Source organism: Pseudomonas sp. LW8 (assembly GCF_041956865.1).
GTDB classification, from domain to species: Bacteria; Pseudomonadota; Gammaproteobacteria; order Pseudomonadales; family Pseudomonadaceae; genus Aquipseudomonas; species Aquipseudomonas siliginis.
The window spans coordinates 825195-844862 of record NZ_CP168138.1 but is presented as its reverse complement, the minus strand read 5'-3'; the positions used below and the strand labels follow the sequence as shown (position 1 = coordinate 844862).

The window sequence follows — 19668 nt, the reverse complement described above, 5'->3', positions numbered from 1 at the left end:
ACCGGGTGGCCGTCCTGCGCGCCACCCGAAAGCCCCACCGTTCTTATGCGCCCGTGCCACCCACGGTGATCGCATCGATTTTCAGCGTTGGCTGGCCGACACCTACCGGCACCGACTGCCCATCCTTGCCGCACGTACCCACACCGCTGTCCAGCGCCAGATCGTTACCGACCATCGACACCCGGCTCATCGCCTCGGGACCGTTGCCGATCAATGTCGCGCCTTTGACCGGTGCGGTGATTTTGCCGTCCTCGATCAGATAAGCCTCGCTGGTCGAGAACACGAACTTGCCGCTGGTGATATCGACCTGACCGCCGCCGAGGTTGGCGCAGTAGATGCCCTTCTTCACCGAGGCGATGATTTCCGCCGGATCACTTTCGCCACCGAGCATGTAGGTGTTGGTCATCCGGGGCATCGGCAGATGCGCATAGGATTCGCGACGACCGTTACCGGTGCGCGCCACGCCCATCAGCCGCGCATTGAGCTTGTCTTGCATGTAGCCCTTGAGTACGCCGTTTTCGATCAGCGTGGTGCACTCGGTCGGCGTGCCTTCGTCATCGACGCTCAGCGAACCGCGACGGCCGCTCAAGGTGCCGTCATCGACGATGGTGCATAGCTTGGAGGCAACCATTTCACCCATGCGCCCGCTGTAGGCCGAGCTGCCCTTGCGGTTGAAATCGCCTTCCAGACCGTGACCGACCGCTTCGTGCAACAGCACCCCGGACCAGCCGGAACCCAGCACCACCGGCAAGGTACCGGCCGGCGCTGGAATTGCTTCAAGGTTGACCAGTGCCTGGCGCAGCGCTTCGCGGGCATAACCCATGGCGCGGTCTTCGGCGAGGAAGTAGCGGTAATCGGTACGCCCGCCGCCGCCATGCCCGCCGCGTTCGCGCCGGCCGTTCTGCTCAACGATGACGCTGACATTGAAGCGCACCAGCGGTCGCACGTCGGCGGCCAGGCCACCGTCGGTGGAGGCCACCAGAATCCGCTCCCAAACCCCGGCCATGCTCACGCTGACTTGCTGAATCCGTGGGTCGAGCGCGCGGGTGGCGACGTCGATGCGTTTGAGCAACTCGACTTTTTCCGCGCGGCTGAGCACTTCCAGCGGGTTATCCGGCGCGTACAGTTGCGCGACGTCCTGGCTGGTGAATGCCTGCACGGTGCCGTTCTGTCCGGCGCGGGAGATCGAACGCGCGGCGCGGGCCGCTGCGCCGAGGGCGTCGAGGGTGATCGCGTTGCTGTAGGCAAAACCGGTTTTCTCACCGGACTGTGCACGCACGCCGACACCCTGATCGAGGTTGAAGCTGCCTTCCTTGACGATGCCGTCTTCCAGCGCCCATGACTCGGAAATCTGGCCCTGGAAATACAGGTCGGCGGCATCGATGCCCGGCCCGGCCAGATCGCCGAGCACGCCTTGCAGGCTCTCGATCGTGACACCGCCGGGTGCCAACAGGTGATCACTGACTGAGGACAACAACTCGCTCATAGGTTTACGCCTTAAATTCGTGTTCTGAAGCAGGCCGCTGGGCGCCCTGCGAGAAAAACCGCCGATGACGCGTCACCGGCATGCGCGCCCGGATGGACGCTTGTTCATCGCTGTCGCGGGCGGCCAGCAACACCGCCTCGCCTTGATCCTGTTGGGCCAGTACGCGCCCCCACGGGTCGACAATCGCCGCATGCCCGAAGGTTTCACGCGGTCCGGGATGGCTGCCGCCCTGTGCGGCCGCGAGGATATAACACTGTGTTTCGATGGCCCGCGCACGGATCAGTACATCCCAATGCGCGGCGCCGGTTACGGCCGTAAACGCCGACGGTGCGGTAATCAATTCGGCACCGGCGGCACGCAATTCACTGTACAGCTCCGGGAAACGCAAGTCGTAACACACACTCAGACCGACTCGCCCCACCGGCGTATCCGCCACCACTACATTACCGCCATAAGCATAGTCATCGGATTCACGGTATTGGCCGCGATTGTCGGCGACATCGACATCGAACAGATGCAGCTTGTCATAGCGCGCGACGATCTCACCGTTATCGTTGATCAGCAACGAGCAGGCATTGGCTTTGGCCGTGGGTTGACCCAACGGTGGCAACGGCAATGTACCGGCGACTATCCATAAGGTGAGGTCGCGGGCGTTCTGTTTCAACCAGGGCAGGATCGGCCCTTCGCCCAAGGCCTCGGCGCGGCCAATATCAGCGACGTCACGACGGCCCATGGCGGCGAAGTTTTCCGGCAGCACCGCGAGCTTCGCTCCGCCGGCGGCGGCCTGTTCGAGCAGGCGCCGGGCCTGGGCCAGATTGGCCGGCACGTCGCTCTGGCTGACCATTTGAATCACCGCTAAAGACATGGCCGCTCCCCGGGATTTGCATATGACTGTGTAGGAGCTGCCGAAGGCTGCGATCTTTTGATCTGGCTATTGAAAAACAAAATCAAAAGATCGTCCGATCGCGGCCCGAGCCTTCGGCAGCTCCTACACGGGTAGTGTCTGCTAGTTAAAAAGGCTTGTCGAAGGTGATTTTCGGCTCTTTCCATGGGCCTTTGACGGTGTACTTGACGCTGGCGAAGCGCGCGACGCGGTCGCCGATCAGCTTGTCGATGAGGAACAGCGCGCCGCCGACCGCCGGTGCGCCGACGAGCAGCGCGGCGATCGGCAGGTTGTTGGTCACCGGCAGTGTCACCAGCAATTTCGCATCGACCTTGTCACCGACCAGATCCAGCGTGCCGTCCAATTCCAGATTGCTCGAAGGCCCGGTCAGGCGAATCGGCTCACGTGTCACGTAGACACCATTGTTCGCCACCAGCAAACCTTTGACCCGGTCGTAGCTCAGGCCTTTGCCGAACAGGTCGGAGAAGTCCAGACGCAGGCGCCGGCCGATCGAGTTGAAGTTGAGCAGGCCGAACACCCGCAGCGCCTGAGCACCGCCTTCCACTTCAACGAACTGGCCTTTGTTCAGCGAGGCATCGAGGGTGCCGGAGAAGCGCTTGGTCGCCAGCCACGCCGGCGAGCCCGGCCAACGGCCGTCGACATCCATATGGAATTCTTCGCTGGTCACGCTCGGCGCGAAGCCCCAGCCTTTGAGCACGTCGGCCAGATTCTTGCCGCCAATGCGGCCCTTGTACCAACTGCTGGTCGCCCCCGGCGCGCCTTCCCAGCCGCCGTTGCCTTGCAGCAGGATACCCTTGAGGCCCATGTCGAGGTTGTTCAACGCGATGCCCTTGGCGGTCGGCCGCACTTTCAGCGACCAGCCACCGACCAGATCGGGGCCGAGGAACAACTGATTGAGGGTGATATCCAGCGCCGGGATTTTCGTCGGGTCGACCGACGCCAATGGATCAGGCGCGTTCTCGTCAGCCTGCACCGCCGGGTCCGGCGCCGGCAGTTTCACGTATTGCAGATTCACCGCAATCGGTACGCCCTTGGCATCCGGCAGGCTGGCGCTGCCCTTGGCCTGTTGGCTATCCAGCGCCAGGTTCCACGCGCCTGGCTTGCGATTGATCTGCACCGAAGCCTGATCCAGCGTGGTGCCGAACGCGGTCAATTTGCCGACCTTGATGTCAGCACTGCTGAGCAGTTGTTTGGCGCTGCCGCCCGGATCCCCGCCAGCGTACTTGCTGGCCAGATCCTGCCACGGCGCGACGTCCAGTTCCGACAGCACCCCGCGTATGCGCAGGCCCTTGGCGCCCGGCAACACCGCTTCGCCAGCACCGAGAAACAGTTCGCCACGGCCGTCGGCGAAATTGCTCGGCGGCGCGGCAAAAGTGAAATTGGCCAGTTGATCGTAGTTGAACCAGTACCGCCGCTCCTGCCCTTGCAAGGTCATGCGGAATACCGTGTCGCGTCCGACATCGGCGGTCATGCCGAACGGCGCCGGCAGATCCACCGCCACGCCTTTGAGGCTGGAGCTGACCAACAACTGGCTGTCGGCCCCGGAAAGATTCAGCTGCAACTGATACGGAATCGTCCCGGACACCGGCAACGGCTGGGTCACGCCCAGCCAATCGGTGAGCTTTTTCACTTCAACCTGCCCCGACGCCGCAACCCGGGTCTTGATCTGGTTGGGGCTGCCATCAGCGAAGATCTGCGCAGTGACCGGTTTGTCGAAGGCCCGTGCAGAGATGTTCTGGCCGCTGAGGCCTTTATTGCTGTCGAAGCGGAAATCGCCCTTGAGCTGGCTCAGTTCGAGCTTCGGTTCGGCCAGTTTCAGCCGCGCGTTGGCCGTTTTGAAATCGACGAGGATTTTCGGCTGCTCGCCCTTGGCCAGCGGAATATCCAGCTTGAGCTTGCCATTCAGATCACCCGCGCCCTCCCAACCGGCAAAGGTCTCACCAGTGCCGATCGGCGCATCCTGAAGAATCTTCAAGCCGTCGCCCAGGCCACCGGCAAATGCGCCATCCAGGAACAAATGCGAGTTCTGCCCGGCCGGTACATGAGGAATATTGACGAAGACATCGCTGACTTGGGTGTCGAGCAACTGGCCTTTGCTGGCCCAGATGCGCACGCCGCTGTCTTCGATGAACACATCGCCGCTGACTTTGCTCACATGCGGCCAGCCCGGCTGAAACGCCAGCTCGGCGTCGTGCACTTTGAAGAACAGGCTGATGCTGCGATCAGCCTCGCCGGCGTTCTTGCTCAGCGAGCCCTGATACTGGAAGAAGCCCTGGTCCACTGCGCCTTTGAGGATCGCTGTGCGCAGCCACTCATCAAGCGCCGGGCTCAACACCGCCGGCAGGTATTTCGCGGTGTAGCGACCGTCGCCATCAACCAGGCCGACGCGCAGGTCCATGTAGTCTTCCTGGCTATGGTCAAAGTGCAGGCGAATGAGGAAATCGCCGGCAATCTTGCCCTCCTCGCCCAATACCTTGAGGTATGGCGCAATCAGGGTGAAGCCATCCTTGTCGAGCTTCCAGGTCAGCCGCGCATTGGCCTGCAGGTATTGCCATGGCTTGGCGAAAATCGGATCGAGGTGCAGGACGAAATCCTTGCTGTCGAGGCGCAACTCGCCGCCGTCGAGGTTGCCGCTCAGGCTGCCACTGACATTGCGCGCCGCCGGAGCGCCGTGGTAGGCATCGAAACCGACATTGTCGAGGTTGGCGGCAAAGCCGAATTTGCTGCCATCGGTGGCGGTCGGGCGGAAGTCCAGCAGCACATTACGCAGGCCGCCGGTTACCTTCAAACGCTCGACCACTGTGGCGAAGCTTTGTGGCAACGGCCCCAGCGCATTGAGCAGCGGCGTGATCGGGGTCAGATCGAGGCGATCGGCCTGCAGATGCCAGAGCTCTTCAGCCTTGGCGCTGGCGCGAGTCTGCTGCACCTGCACATGGGATTCCCAGCGGGTTTCGCCGAAGCTCATCGCCAGTGAATCGAGGGTGACTTTCACCCCTTCGGCTGTGTTGCGGTAATAGGCGTTGAGCGCCAGATTGTTGATCTGGATCGGCTTGCGCTCGGCGTAGGCACCGGTCACTTGCGGCGCATTCAGGCGCAACGCGGCGCTTTGCAAAGCGCCTTCGGACCAATCGACCCAGAGTTCGCCGCCGGCCTTGATCTCGGAAAAATTCCATTGCTGGGTCAGGCGCTCGGGAAGCCATTTCGACCAGTCGCTCTGCGGCAGGCTGGCATAACCCTCGATGGCGCTGTTCTGCCATTGATCGGGACGCAGCTGGCTGCGCAGGCTCAGCGCGACAGGCTGGCCATCGGGCAAGGTCAGACGCGCGTCGAGACGCTGGCGGCTGGCGCCGGTACGCAGATTGAGGCCGACATAGGTGAGCGTCATGGGCGGGTGATCGAGCGGTTGCAGGGTCACCTGGCTGTCGAGCACCGACAATTGCCTGATCATCTGCGAGCGCTGGAACAGTTGCGCCGCATCGAACGGCTGATCCTTCTGCACCGGCAGCCCTTCCAGCGCCCAGGTACCGTCTTCGGCTTCCTTGAGGCTGATCTTCAAACCGTTGAGTTCGATATGCGCGAGACGGACCTCGCGGGCGAGCAAGCTGCCCCACATATCCGGCACTACCCGTACGCGGTCGAGGCGCAGCGCGTTGGCGCCGTCGCCGACCATCACGTCATGGGCCAGCAGGATCGGCGCGAAACCGCTCCAGTTGCCTTCCAGCTCACCGATCTGCAAAGGCATGCCGAGGGCGGCGCTGGCCTTGTCTTCGATGTCGGCGCGGTATTCGGCCACCAGTGGCGTCAGCTCGCGGCCGAGGCTGACGTACAACGCCATCAACACCAGAACCAACGCGCACAGGCCCAGCCCCCAGCGGGTGAGTGCGGCCAGAATGCGTGTCAGACGCTCCATGTCAGTTGGCTCCCATGGCAAAAAAACTGCGAAAAGCTGAGGCCAGCCGCGTTGAATGAAGGGTGATGCAGGGTTTCAGAGCAGCACCACGTCATATTGTTCCTGGGAATACATGGTTTCCACCTGGAAGCGTATGGTGCGACCGATGAAGCCTTCAAGCTCGGCGACGTTACCGGACTCTTCATCAAGCAGACGATCGACCACTTTCTGGTTGGCCAGCACCCGATAACCCTCGGCCTGGTAGGCCCGGGCCTCGCGCAGAATCTCGCGGAAGATCTCGTAACAGATGGTTTCGGCGGTCTTCAGCTTGCCGCGTCCCTGACAACTGCTGCACGGTTCGCACAACACCTGCTCAAGGCTTTCGCGGGTGCGCTTGCGGGTCATCTGCACCAGGCCCAACTCGGTGATGCCGATGATGTTGGTCTTGGCGTGGTCGCGCTCCAGCTGTTTTTCCAGAGTGCGCAGGACCTGACGCTGGTGCTCTTCATCTTCCATGTCGATGAAGTCGATGATGATGATCCCGCCGAGATTGCGCAGGCGCATCTGCCGGGCGATCGCCGTGGCCGCTTCGAGATTGGTCTTGAAAATGGTTTCTTCGAGGTTGCGATGACCGACGAACGCCCCGGTGTTGACGTCGATGGTGGTCATGGCTTCCGCCGGATCGATCACCAGATACCCCCCGGACTTCAGCGGCACCTTGCGCTCCAGCGCGCGCTGGATTTCGTCTTCGACACCGTACAGATCGAAGATCGGCCGCTCGCCCGGATAGTGTTCCAGACGATCGGCGATTTCCGGCATCAGTTCGGCGACAAACTGCGTGGTTTTCTGGAAGGTTTCCCGGGAATCGATGCGGATCTTCTCGATTTTCGGATTGACCAGGTCACGCAGGGTGCGCAGGGCCAGGCCGAGGTCTTCGTAAATCACGCTCGGCGCGGCGATGGTCTTGATCTGCTCGTTGATCTGGTCCCAGAGGCGCCGCAGGTAGCGGATGTCCATGAGAATTTCATCAGCGCCCGCGCCTTCCGCGGCCGTGCGCAGAATGAAACCGCCGGCCTCCTTGATGCCTTCTTTGGCCACGCAATCACTGACCACCTGCTTGAGGCGCTCGCGCTCGGCTTCGTCTTCGATCTTCAGGGAAATGCCGACGTGGGCGGTGCGCGGCATGTACACCAGATAACGCGAAGGAATCGACAGTTGCGTGGTCAGGCGTGCGCCTTTAGAGCCGATCGGGTCTTTGGTGACTTGCACCACCAGACTTTGGCCTTCGTGCACCAGCGAACTGATGCTTTCCACCGCTGGGCCTTCACGCAGGGAGATTTCGGCGGCGTGAATGAAAGCTGCACGATCGAGGCCGATGTCAACAAATGCCGCCTGCATGCCCGGCAGGACGCGAACGATCTTGCCTTTATAGATGTTGCCGACGATCCCGCGTTTCTGCGTGCGCTCGACGTGGACTTCTTGCAGCACACCGTTTTCGACCACCGCCACGCGCGACTCCATCGGCGTGATGTTGATCAGAATCTCTTCACTCATGGCAGGATCTCGTTCAGGCATGTTCACGATAGTGGCCGCATCTGGATTCGTACGACGCTCAGGGCGTGTTCAGGTTTTGCCAACAGGGTATGCCGAAATGGCCCAACACCTCGCAGGTTTCGCACAACGGCAAGCCGACCACCGCCGAATAGCTGCCGTCGAGCCCGGCGACAAACACCGCACCCAGGCCCTGAATGCCATAGCCGCCGGCCTTGTCGCGCGGTTCGCCACTGGCCCAGTAGGCGCCGGCCTCATCGCAGCTGATGCTGCGGAAACGCACGCGACTGCGCACCACCCGCGACTCGCAGCGCTCACCTTCAAGCACGGCGATGGCGGTCAGCACTTCGTGTTCGTTGCCGGACAACATCATCAGCATGGCGCATGCATCGGCTTCGTCCACCGGTTTGCCAAGAATTTTGCCGTCGAGCACCACAGCGGTGTCGGCGCCAAGCACGCAGAACGGCTGATCAGAGACGACCGAACGGCGACCGGCCTCGGCCTTGCCACGCGCAAGGCGTTCGACATAGGCCGAAGGGGATTCTTCAGGAAGCGGGGTTTCGTCGATGTCCGCGCTGATGGCGGAGAACTGCACGCCGATCTGCGTGAGCAATTCACGGCGACGCGGTGAGCCGGAGGCGAGGTAAAGCAGTTTCATCAAAACATCTCCCTGTTCAGTGCCCTGCTTCACCGGCTCAATAGATTCTGTAGCGTCGGCACATCCCGCGAAGGGCGAAGCTGACCCACGGCCAGAGCAAGGCACTGACCAGCGCCGGCAGGACCAGCGCCAGGGTTGGCTGACGGTTGCCGGTCAGAGCGCTGAGCCACAGTTGCGCCAACTGTGCGAGGCCGAAGATCACCAGGATCACCAGGCACTGCTGCCACATCGGGAACATGCGCAGACGCTGCTGCAACGACAACACGAGGAAAGTAATCAGGGTCAGGATCAGCGCGTTCTGCCCGAGCAGGTCGCCCTGCAGGACATCTTCGGCCAGTCCCAGACAGAAGGCGGTGACCATGCCGACCGTGTGCGGCATGTACAGCGCCCAGAAGGTCACGAGCAAGGCCAGCCACAGCGGGCGAAGGATTTCCATGAAGATCGGCAACGGTGACACGCTGAGCAGGATGCCGACGAAGAACGTCAACCAGATCATCCAGCTGTTTCCGGATTTTTTCGCGCCGACCATTATTCTCGTCCCCCGGTAGTCGCTGGCGGTTTCGCCGGTGGTTTGCTCGCGGCGGGCGGTTTGGCAGCGGCCGGAGCGGCAGCGGGCGGTTTGCTCGCGGCAGGCTTGGCAGGCGTGGTGGCAGGCGCCGCTGCTTCAGCGGCCGGCGCTGCGGAAGCGGTCGACGGCGTGGCAGGCATGATCAAAGGTTTCGGCACGCTGGCCGGCAACATCGGGCCGCCGCCGTGGGCATCGAGCTGTTCCTGCGCCTGGGCCGCGTCATTGGCGCGTTCCTCGGCAGTGCGGCTGTCGCTGAACACCAGCAGCAGGTAGCGGCTGCGGTTCAGGGCGGCAGTCGGCACGGCGCGGACAATGGCAAACGGTTGGCCGGAATCGTGGATGACTTCCTTGACCGTGGCCACCGGATAACCGGCCGGAAAACGCTGGCCAAGGCCGGAGCTGACCAGCAGATCGCCTTCCTTGATGTCCGCCGTGTCGGCGACATGACGCAATTCCAGGCGCTCAGGGTTGCCGGTGCCACTGGCAATCGCGCGCAGACCGTTACGATTCACCTGCACCGGAATGCTATGGGTGGTGTCGGTCAGCAGCAGGACCCGCGAGGTGTACGGCATCAATTCGACCACCTGGCCCATCAGCCCGCGTGCATCGAGCACCGGTTGGCCGAGCACCACGCCGTCGCGCTCACCTTTGTTGATGATGATGCGATGGGTGAAGGGGTTGGGGTCCATGCCGATCAGCTCGGCCACTTCGACCTTTTCATTGACCAGTGCGGAGGAGTTGAGCAACTCGCGCAGCCGAACGTTCTGCTCGGTCAGGGCCGCGAGCTTTTGCATGCGTCCCTGCAACAGCAGGTTTTCGGTCTTGAGTTTTTCGTTTTCGGCGACGAGCTCGGTGCGGCTGCCGAACTGACTGGCGACCCCTTCCCACAAGCGGCCGGGCAGGTCGGTGATCCAGTAGGCATCCATGAGCACCAGCGACGCTTGCTTGCGCGCGGGCTTGAGCAGGTCGAAACGTGCATCGACCACCATCAGTGCGACCGCGAGCACGGCTAGCACCAACAGGCGCACGCCCAACGAAGGGCCTTTGGTGAAAAGCGGTTTAATAAGCCGCTCCTCCCAGGCAAATGTTCTGTTTATTCATACGGCATCAAACCGGCCTGGATGAAGACTGACAGAAGATAAACGCCAACAGGCAGCACTGCAAAGTGCTGCCTGTGCGTTCACCCACGTATTGCATTCGAAGCTTATTCGCTCGAAAGCAGATCCATGGTGTGCTTATCCATCATTTCCAGCGCACGGCCACCGCCGCGAGCAACGCAAGTCAGCGGATCTTCGGCAACGATCACCGGCAGACCGGTTTCCTGGGCCAGCAACTTGTCGAGGTCACGCAGCAGCGCGCCACCACCGGTCAGCACCAGGCCACGCTCGGCGATGTCGGAAGCCAGTTCCGGCGGCGATTGCTCCAGCGCGCTTTTCACCGCCTGAACGATGGTGGCCAGCGACTCTTGCAGAGCCTCGAGCACTTCGTTGGAGTTCAGGGTGAATGCGCGTGGAACGCCTTCGGCCAGGTTGCGACCGCGAACATCGACTTCGCGTACTTCGCCGCCCGGGTAGGCCGTACCGATTTCCTGCTTGATGCGCTCGGCGGTGGATTCACCGATCAGGCTGCCGTAGTTACGGCGCACGTAGGTGATGATCGCTTCGTCGAAACGGTCGCCGCCGACACGTACGGATTCGGCGTAAACCACACCGTTAAGGGAGATCAGGGCGATCTCGGTGGTACCACCACCGATGTCCACGACCATCGAACCGCGTGCTTCTTCAACCGGCAGACCGGCACCGATCGCAGCAGCCATCGGCTCTTCGATCAGGAACACTTCACGGGCACCGGCGCCAAGGGCCGATTCACGGATGGCGCGACGCTCAACCTGGGTGGACTTGCATGGAACGCAGATCAGCACACGAGGGCTGGGCTGCAGGAAACTGTTTTCGTGAACCTTGTTGATAAAGTACTGCAGCATCTTTTCGCAGACGCTGAAGTCGGCGATCACGCCATCCTTCATCGGACGAATGGCAGCAATGTTGCCCGGCGTACGGCCGAGCATGCGCTTGGCCTCGGTGCCGACAGCAACGACACTTTTCTGGTTACCGTGTGTCCGAATGGCCACAACCGATGGCTCATTCAGGACGATACCGCGCTCGCGCACGTAAATAAGGGTGTTGGCAGTGCCCAGGTCAATGGAAAGATCGCTGGAAAACATGCCACGCAGTTTCTTGAACATGGGAAAGGGACCCTAGGCAACGCGTGGGTAAAAAAGTGCGGCAAACTCTAACAACGACAGGGATTTTGGGCAAGGCGCCAATATGTTAAATTGGCCGCTTTTCTGTGCACCAAGCCCCACAATCGCGGCCTTATGACCGTAGAAGTGCGGTAGTGTTCCGACAATCTAACACACGGACGCCGTCCGTTCTGTTTTCCACTGGAGAATCCCGATGGCGCTAGAACGCTCCGACGTGGAAAAAATCGCGCATCTGGCCTGCCTTGGCCTCAACGATGCCGATCTTCCGCACATTACTTCCGCCCTCAACAGCATTCTCGGGCTGGTCGACGAAATGCAGGCCGTTGATACCGACGGTATCGAGCCGCTGGCCCACCCCCTGGAAGCCAGTCAGCGCCTGCGCGCCGACGTGGTGACCGAGACGAATAATCGCGAGGCCTACCAGTCCATCGCACCAGCGGTCGAAAACGGCCTGTATCTGGTTCCGAAAGTCATCGACTAAAGGGAAAGAGCCTGCAATGCATCAAATGACTCTGGCCGAGATCGCCCGCGGTCTCGCCGATAAAAAGTTTTCCTCCGAAGAGCTGACCAAAGTCCTGCTGGCGCGTATTACCCAGCTCGACCCGCAGCTCAACAGTTTCATCAGCCTCACCGAGGATCTGGCCATCGAGCAGGCGAAAGCCGCCGATGCACGCCGGGCCAATGGTGAGAGCGGCGCCCTGCTCGGCGCGCCGATCGCCCACAAAGACCTGTTCTGCACCCTGGGCATCCGCACCAGCTGCGGCTCGAAGATGCTCGACAACTTCAAAGCTCCGTATGACGCCACTGTCGTTGCGAAACTGGCAGCTGCCGGCGCCGTGACCCTGGGCAAGACCAACATGGACGAATTCGCCATGGGTTCGGCCAACGAGTCGAGCTGGTACGGCGCAGTGAAAAACCCGTGGAACCTGGAACACGTGCCGGGCGGTTCGTCCGGTGGTTCCGCCGCCGCCGTGGCCGCTCGCCTGCTGCCTGCCGCCACCGCAACCGACACCGGCGGCTCGATCCGTCAGCCGGCGGCGTTCACCAACCTCACCGGCCTGAAGCCGACCTACGGTCGCGTTTCGCGCTGGGGCATGATTGCCTACGCTTCCAGCCTCGATCAGGGCGGCCCGTTGGCACGCACGGCCGAAGACTGCGCGATTCTGCTGCAAGGCATGGCCGGCTTCGACCCGAACGACTCCACCAGCATCGATGAGCCGGTTCCGGATTACTCCGCCAGCCTCGGCGATTCGCTGCAAGGCCTGCGCATCGGCGTGCCGAAGGAATACTTCAGCGCCGGTCTAGACCCGCGCATTGCCGAGCTGATCCAGAACAGCATCCAGCAGTTGCAGAAGCTCGGTGCGGTGATCAAGGAAATCAGCCTGCCGAACATGCAGCACGCCATTCCTGCGTACTACGTGATCGCCCCGGCAGAAGCGTCTTCCAACCTGTCGCGTTTCGACGGCGTGCGTTTCGGCCATCGCTGCGAAAACCCGGAAAACCTTATCGACCTGTACAAGCGCTCCCGTGGCGAAGGCTTCGGCGCGGAAGTACAGCGCCGGATCATGGTCGGTGCCTACGCGCTGTCCGCCGGTTACTACGACGCCTACTACCTGAAAGCGCAGAAGATCCGTCGTCTGGTGAAGAACGATTTCATGGCTGCGTTCAATGAAGTCGACATCATCCTCGGCCCGACAACGCCGAACCCGGCCTGGAAGCTTGGCGCGAAGAACAGCGACCCGGTCGCTGCCTATCTGGAAGACGTCTACACCATCACCGCCAACCTCGCCGGCCTGCCGGGCCTGTCGATGCCGGCCGGTTTTGTCGACGGTCTGCCGGTGGGCGTGCAGTTGCTCGCGCCGTACTTCCAGGAAGGCCGCCTGTTGAACGTTGCCCACCAGTATCAGCTCAACACTGACTGGCACACCCGCACCCCAACCGGCTTCTGAGGAGACACACATGCAATGGGAAGTCGTGATCGGGCTGGAGATTCACACTCAGCTCACCACCCGGTCGAAAATCTTTTCCGGTAGTTCCACCACATTCGGTTCCGAGCCGAACACCCAGGCCAGCCTGATCGACCTGGGCATGCCCGGCGTGCTGCCGGTGCTCAATCAGGAAGCGGTGCGCATGGCGGTGATGTTCGGTCTGGCGATTGACGCCGAGATCGGCCAGCACAACGTGTTCGCCCGGAAAAACTATTTCTACCCGGATCTGCCCAAGGGCTACCAGATCAGCCAGATGGAATTGCCGATCGTTGGCAAAGGGCACCTGGACATCGCCCTGGAAGACGGTACGGTCAAACGAGTCGGCATCACCCGCGCGCACCTGGAAGAAGATGCCGGCAAGAGCCTGCACGAAGAATTCAACGGTGCCACCGGCATCGACCTGAACCGTGCCGGCACGCCGCTGCTGGAAATCGTTTCCGAACCGGACATGCGCAGCGCCAAGGAAGCCGTGGCTTACGTCAAGGCGATCCACGCGCTGGTGCGTTACCTGGGCATCTGCGACGGCAACATGGCCGAAGGCTCGCTGCGTTGCGACTGCAACGTCTCGGTACGACCGAAAGGCCAGGTCGAGTTCGGCACTCGCTGCGAGATCAAGAACGTCAACTCGTTCCGTTTCATCGAGAAGGCGATCAACTCCGAGATCCAGCGCCAGATCGAGCTGATCGAAGACGGCGGCAAAGTGATCCAGCAGACCCGCCTGTACGATCCGAACAAGGACGAGACCCGTCCGATGCGTTCGAAAGAGGAAGCCAACGACTACCGTTACTTCCCCGATCCGGACCTGCTGCCGGTGGTCATCGAAGAGTCGTTCCTCGGTGAAGTGCGTGCCACCCTGCCGGAACTGCCACCGCAAAAGCGCGAACGCTTCCAGAGCCAGTTCGGTCTGTCGGCTTACGACGCCAACGTGCTGGCCACCAGCCGTGAACAGGCGGATTACTTCGAGAAAGTCGCAGCCATCGGCGGCGACGCGAAACTGGCGGCGAACTGGGTGATGGTCGAGTTGGGCAGCCTGCTCAACAAGCAGGGCCTGGACATCGAGGATTCGCCAGTCTCCGCCGAGCAACTGGGCGGCATGCTGCAGCGCATCAAGGACAACACCATCTCCGGCAAGATCGCCAAGGTGGTGTTCGAAGCGATGGCCAATGGTGAAGGCAGTGCTGACGAGATCATCGAGAAGCGCGGCCTCAAGCAAGTCACCGACACCGGCGCGATCTCGGCTGTGCTCGACGAAATGCTCGCGGCCAACGCCGAACAGGTCGAACAGTACCGCGCGGCAGACGAAGCCAAACGCGGCAAGATGTTCGGCTTCTTCGTCGGCCAGGCCATGAAAGCCTCGAAAGGCAAGGCCAACCCGCAGCAGGTGAACGAACTGCTGAAAAGCAAGCTTGAAGGCTGACCACCAATGGAGCCAGATCCAAAGCCTGGCTCCATTCCCTGTGGAAGGGACCTGTGGCGAGGGGATTTATCCCCGTTGGGCCGCGAAGCGGCCCTAATTGCTGAGCTTGATTTGCACCAGATAAACCGAGTTCTCAGTTTTGGGACTGCTGCGCAGTCCAACGGGGATAAATCCCCTCGCCACAGGTCCCTCCTACATTTGATCCGGGATACCTTTGAATGAAGCGTCTGTTGCTGAGCAGCGCCCTGCTCTCTCTGCTGGCCGGTTGCGCCAGTACCGACACCATCGACCCGCACGGTTATGACCAGACCGGCGTCGCCTCCTATTACGGAGCCAGGCATCACGGTAAACGCACCGCCAGCGGCGAAGCGTTCAACCAGCATTCCCTGACCGCCGCCCACCGCCAGTTGCCGTTCGGCACGCGGGTGAAGGTCACCAATCTGAAAAACGATGAATCAGTCGTGGTCCGCATCAATGACCGTGGCCCGCACACCCGTGGCCGGCTGATCGATCTGTCACGCGAGGCCGCCGATGAGATCGGCATGCTGCGCAGCGGCACCGCACGGGTTCGCGTGCAGGCCCTCGACTGATGGAGCGCCGACCATTTTCGGACTAGCCGATCTGCCGCTGATCAACGTCATCGAACTGCTCAGCGGCCTGTGTCTTTTGCTCATCGGCGCCGAGCTGATGGTGCGCGCCGCCGTGCGTCTGGCCGAGCGCCTGCATGTGCGTCCGTTGATCATCGGCCTGACCATCGTCGCCCTCGGCAGCAGCGCGCCGCAGATGACCGTCAGCCTGCAAGCGGCGTTGACCGACAACCCGGACATCGCCGTCGGCAGCGTGGTCGGCAGCGGCATATTCAATATCCTCGTAACCCTTGGCCTCTCGGCACTGATCATCCCGCTGCGCGTGTCGCGGCAACTGGTGCGCCTGGATATCCCGCTGATGATCGGTGCCAGCCTGCTGGTATTCATCCTCGCCTGGAATAAAGACCTCGGGCGTTTCGACGGCGTCGTGCTGCTCGGCGCTTTGGCGCTGTACCTCGGCTTGCTGTTGCGTCAGTCGCGACATTCGACGCGCCCTCATACAGAGCGACCAACCGAGACGCAGCAATCCTGGTTGATCAGTGTGCTGATGATTCTCGCTGGCCTGGCCATGCTGGTGTTCGCCGGCCGTCTGCTGCTCGGCGCCGCCGTGGTCGTGGCCACCGACCTGGGCCTGTCCGAACGGGTCATCGGCCTGACCGTGGTCGCGGTCGGCACCTCGCTGCCGGAACTGGCGACCTCGCTGATCGCCGCCCTGCGCGGGCAGCGTGACATTGCCGTGGGCAACGTGATCGGCGCCAATCTGTTCAACCTGCTCGGGGTACTCGGGCTGACCGCGCTGCTCGCACCGACGCCGCTTTCCGTCTCCCCCAACGCGCTGGATTTTGACTTGCCGGTGATGCTCGGCGTCGCTGCGCTGTGCCTTCCGGTGTTTTACTCGGGCTACCGAGTGACCCGAGCCGAAGGCTTGTTGCTGCTCGGCTTGTATCTGGTCTACGGGCTGCATGTGGTGTCGTTCACCACCGGCATGCCGCTGGCCGGCAAACTCGAGCGCTTGATGCTGTTTTATGTCCTGCCGGCGCTGCTGACGTTTCTGTTGTTCACATCGATCCGCGCCTGGCGTCGCCAACACCACAAGAGAGATGTGCCATGAGCGAGTCGAAGCAGTCCGGGGTTGAAATCCGTCGTCAGGTCATGGGCGATGCGTTCGTTGATCGCGCCTTGGGCAACGCCACCGAGTTCACCCAGCCGTTGCAGGATTTCGTCAATGAACACGCCTGGGGTGGCGTGTGGAATCGCGAAGGTTTGTCGCTGAAAACCCGCAGCCTGATTACCCTCGCCGCGCTAACCGCGTTGAAGTGTCCGCAGGAGTTGAAAGGCCATGTGCGCGGTGCGCTGAACAACGGCTGCACGGTGGAAGAGATTCGCGAGGCGCTGCTGCATTGCGCGGTGTATGCCGGCGTACCGGCGGCGATCGATGCGTTTCGCGCGGCGCAGGAAGTGATTGATACCTACCAGAAACCTGAGTGATTCAGTGCTGCTGAAATAGCTTTCGCGAGCAGGCTCGCTCCCACACCTGGAATGCATTTCAAATGTGGGAGCGAGCCTGCTCGCGAAGAGGCCCTGACAGACAATGCAAATCCTTGGTCAGATCCACCCACCCCACTGCAACACAAAGATCCCGACATTGGTGGTAATAGCCGCCATCAACGTGGTCATCACGATGATCGCCGCTGCCAGCTCATGATTGCCCTGCGCCGCCCGGGCCATGACGAAACTCGCCGCCGCCGTCGGGCTACCGAAGTAGAGAAACAGAATCCCCAATTCCGCCCCGCGAAAGCCCCACAGCCATGCCCCCAGTGTCGCCAGCACCGGCAGACCGATCATCTTCACCAGGCTGGAACTGAGCGCCATGTTGCCGCTCTTGCGCAGCGCCGCCAGTGACAGCGTGCCACCGATACAGATCAGCGCCAGTGGCAAAGTGGTCTGCGCCAGATACTGGCCGGAGGTCTCCAGCCAGCCCGGCAGTCCGATCTTGAAATAGGCAAACGGCGCTGCCGAAATCACGCTGATGATCAGCGGGTTGCTGAACACGCTTTTGCAGATGCTCCACGGATCGGACTTGATCACCGGGCTGTACACCGCCAGCACAATGGTCGACAGGGTGTTGTAGAACAGGATCACCAGCGCCGCGAGAATTGCCCCGAGGGAAATGCCGTAATCGCCGTACATGCTCGCGGCGAGCGCCAGGCCTATCACGCCGTTGTTGCCGCGAAACGCACCCTGGGTGTAGATGCCGCGATCTTCGCGCGGACACCTGAAAATCGCCCAGCCCCAGGCCACGGCGAAACTCACCAGGGTGGCGAGGGAAAAGTAGATGAGTAGCGAAGGTTGCAGTGCGGCGTGCAGGTCAGCGTGGAGGATGCCGAGAAACAGCAGCGCCGGCATGGTCACGTTGAACACCAGCGACGAGGCGGTGTGGATGAAGTTGTCGTTGATCCAGTCGATGCGCTTGAGCAGCACACCGAGAAACAGCATGGCAAACACCGGCGCGGTGATGTTCAGGGTTTCAAGAAAGATTGCCAGCATGCCGGAGAGCCTTGGGTGAGCTTAGTCAGGGGGGCAATGATAAAGCAAAAGCCCCTCACCCTAGCCCTCTCCCAAAGGGAGAGGGAACCGATCGGGGGATATTTAAACAATCCACCGACCTGAAATGACATCGTCGAATCCATAATCGACCCGATTTGTCAGGTCGATGTATAGCGCCAAACAACTCGGTCGGCCCCCTCTCCCTCCGGGAGAGGGCTGGGGTGAGGGGCTTTTGATCTTCCATGAAACGATCAGGTAATCGGCGCCGGGTTGAACAAGGTGATGTCGTTGTGCAGCTTGTGTTTCTCCGCCCAGGTCTGTTGCTTGCCACTGGCAACGTCCAGGTAATAGTGAAACAACTCCCAGCCCAGTTCTTCGATGGTCGCGCGCCCGGTGGCAATGCGTCCGGCATCAATGTCGATCAGGTCCGGCCAGCGCTGCGCCAGTTCAGTCCGCGTCGAAACCTTGACCACCGGCGCCATGGCCAGTCCATAAGGCGTGCCGCGACCGGTGGTGAACACGTGCAGGTTCATCCCCGCCGCCAGTTGCAACGTACCGCAGACAAAATCGCTGGCCGGCGTCGCGCAGAAAATCAGGCCCTTGTGCTTGAAACGCTCGCCCGGGCCGAGCACGCCATTGATCGCGCTGCTGCCGGACTTGACGATCGAGCCCAGCGACTTCTCGACAATGTTCGACAACCCGCCCTTCTTGTTGCCCGGCGTGGTATTGGCGCTGCGATCGGCCTCGCCCTTGGCCAGGTAACGGTCGTACCAGTCCATCTCGCGTACCAGCTCTTCGGCGACGGTCTGCGTCTGCGCCCGTGAGGTCAGCAGGTAGATCGCATCGCGCACTTCGGTGACTTCGGAAAACATCACCGTCGCCCCCGCACGCAATAGCAAGTCCGAGGCATAACCCAGCGCCGGGTTGGCGGTGATGCCGGAAAACGCATCGCTGCCGCCGCACTGCATACCGAGAATCAGCTCGGAGGCCGGCACGGTTTCGCGGCGGCGCTGGTCGAGTTTCTTCAAACGCACTTCGGCCAGGTCCATGATCTGCTCGATCATTTCGGTAAAACCGTGACTGGAATCCTGCAAGCGGTACAGCCACGGATCGCTGAGATCCACCGAGGCATCGTCCTCGTGCATCACCTGCCCGGCCTGCAATTTCTCGCAGCCCAGACCGATCACCAGCGCCTCGCCCCCCAGGTTCGGGTTGCGCGCCAGATTGCGCACGGTACGAATCGGGATGTAGGCGTCGGTCGCGGTAATCGCCACACCGCAGCCATAACTGTGGGTCAGCGCCACCACGTCATCGACGTGCGGGTACTTCGGCAGCAGCTCTTCCTTGATGCGCTTGACCGCGTGATCGAGCACGCCGGTGACGCACTGCACGGTGGTGGTGATGCCGAGAATGTTGCGCGTGCCGACGGTGCCGTCGGCGTTGCGATAACCCTCGAACGTGAAGCCTTCCAGCGGTGCCTGCGCGTCCGGCACATCGGTGGACAGCGGCAAGCTGTCCAGCGGCGGCGCGGTCGGCATGCGCAGTTGATCTTCCTTGACCCAACTGCCGCGACGGATCGGCTGCAAGGCATAGCCGATAATCTGCCCGTAACGAATCACCGGCCCGCCCTCAGGAATATCCTCCAGAGTGACCTTGTGGCTCTGCGGTACGAAATCCAGCGTGACCAGGCCATCGGCAAACTCGGTACCGGCCGGTACGCCCTGATCGTTGACCACCACTACAACGTTGTCCCGCTCGTGCAGGCGGATGTAGCGCGGCGAGTCGGAATGTTCAATCAACTGCATGACGCCGC

16 protein-coding genes are annotated in these 19668 nt (G+C 61.7%); 6 read left to right on the top strand and 10 right to left on the bottom strand.

The features are described from left to right. Positions 1-43: 43 nt before the first annotated feature. The 8 genes from tldD to mreB form a co-directional block, all read right to left on the bottom strand. A complete protein-coding gene (gene tldD, locus AB9L16_RS03800; RefSeq protein WP_375123127.1) occupies positions 44-1486 on the bottom strand; it encodes a metalloprotease TldD in 1443 nt (480 codons plus the stop codon). A 4-nt stretch (positions 1487-1490) separates the two neighbouring features. Then, positions 1491-2351: a carbon-nitrogen hydrolase family protein gene (locus AB9L16_RS03795; RefSeq protein ID WP_375123126.1), complete on the bottom strand. Its 861-nt coding sequence runs from the start codon at positions 2349-2351 to the stop codon at positions 1491-1493. 145 nt (positions 2352-2496) lie between these two features. Beyond that, the gene (locus tag AB9L16_RS03790) at positions 2497-6300 is read right to left on the bottom strand and encodes a YhdP family protein (RefSeq protein ID WP_375123125.1); all 3804 of its coding nucleotides are present in this window, start codon (positions 6298-6300) and stop codon (positions 2497-2499) included. A gap of 75 nt (positions 6301-6375) precedes the next feature. Next, positions 6376-7833: a ribonuclease G gene (gene rng / locus AB9L16_RS03785; protein WP_016771696.1), complete on the bottom strand. Its 1458-nt coding sequence runs from the start codon at positions 7831-7833 to the stop codon at positions 6376-6378. Between the two features lie 58 nt (positions 7834-7891). Continuing rightward, positions 7892-8488 (bottom strand): Maf family protein, encoded by a 597-nt coding sequence (locus tag AB9L16_RS03780; protein WP_375123124.1) that lies wholly within the window; start codon positions 8486-8488, stop codon positions 7892-7894. A gap of 37 nt (positions 8489-8525) precedes the next feature. Next, complete coding sequence (gene mreD / locus AB9L16_RS03775) at positions 8526-9017, bottom strand: rod shape-determining protein MreD (protein ID WP_056782930.1); 492 nt, start codon at positions 9015-9017, stop codon at positions 8526-8528. Beyond that, positions 9017-10120, bottom strand: a complete 1104-nt coding sequence (mreC, locus tag AB9L16_RS03770; RefSeq protein ID WP_375123755.1) for a rod shape-determining protein MreC — start codon at positions 10118-10120, stop codon at positions 9017-9019. Before mreC ends, mreD begins: the two co-directional genes overlap by 1 nt. Before the next feature lie 140 nt (positions 10121-10260). Next, a complete protein-coding gene (mreB, locus tag AB9L16_RS03765; RefSeq protein WP_002555108.1) occupies positions 10261-11298 on the bottom strand; it encodes a rod shape-determining protein MreB in 1038 nt (345 codons plus the stop codon). A 211-nt stretch (positions 11299-11509) separates the two neighbouring features. Between mreB and gatC the strand changes: the two genes are divergently transcribed. The 6 genes from gatC to AB9L16_RS03735 all read left to right on the top strand — a co-directional run bounded on the left by gatC (position 11510) and on the right by AB9L16_RS03735 (position 16796). Continuing rightward, positions 11510-11797, top strand: a complete 288-nt coding sequence (gatC, locus tag AB9L16_RS03760; protein WP_024011606.1) for an Asp-tRNA(Asn)/Glu-tRNA(Gln) amidotransferase subunit GatC — start codon at positions 11510-11512, stop codon at positions 11795-11797. 16 nt (positions 11798-11813) lie between these two features. Continuing rightward, positions 11814-13265: an Asp-tRNA(Asn)/Glu-tRNA(Gln) amidotransferase subunit GatA gene (gene gatA, locus AB9L16_RS03755; protein WP_041477968.1), complete on the top strand. Its 1452-nt coding sequence runs from the start codon at positions 11814-11816 to the stop codon at positions 13263-13265. 10 nt (positions 13266-13275) lie between these two features. Continuing rightward, on the top strand, positions 13276-14721 hold the full coding sequence (gene gatB, locus AB9L16_RS03750) for an Asp-tRNA(Asn)/Glu-tRNA(Gln) amidotransferase subunit GatB (RefSeq protein ID WP_016771702.1): 1446 nt from the start codon (positions 13276-13278) through the stop codon (positions 14719-14721). Between the two features lie 218 nt (positions 14722-14939). Then, on the top strand, positions 14940-15311 hold the full coding sequence (locus AB9L16_RS03745) for a septal ring lytic transglycosylase RlpA family protein (protein ID WP_056782925.1): 372 nt from the start codon (positions 14940-14942) through the stop codon (positions 15309-15311). A 97-nt stretch (positions 15312-15408) separates the two neighbouring features. After that, entirely contained in the window at positions 15409-16419 is a 1011-nt protein-coding gene (locus tag AB9L16_RS03740; protein ID WP_375123754.1) for a calcium/sodium antiporter, read from the top strand. Continuing rightward, positions 16416-16796: a carboxymuconolactone decarboxylase family protein gene (locus tag AB9L16_RS03735; RefSeq protein ID WP_150742784.1), complete on the top strand. Its 381-nt coding sequence runs from the start codon at positions 16416-16418 to the stop codon at positions 16794-16796. Before AB9L16_RS03740 ends, AB9L16_RS03735 begins: the two co-directional genes overlap by 4 nt. A gap of 117 nt (positions 16797-16913) precedes the next feature. Here AB9L16_RS03735 and AB9L16_RS03730 read toward each other — a convergent pair whose 3' ends face one another. Continuing rightward, positions 16914-17855 (bottom strand): AEC family transporter, encoded by a 942-nt coding sequence (locus tag AB9L16_RS03730; protein ID WP_056782923.1) that lies wholly within the window; start codon positions 17853-17855, stop codon positions 16914-16916. Between the two features lie 251 nt (positions 17856-18106). Beyond that, complete coding sequence (garD, locus tag AB9L16_RS03725; protein WP_252885367.1) at positions 18107-19660, bottom strand: galactarate dehydratase; 1554 nt, start codon at positions 19658-19660, stop codon at positions 18107-18109. Between the last annotated feature and the right edge of the window lie 8 nt (positions 19661-19668).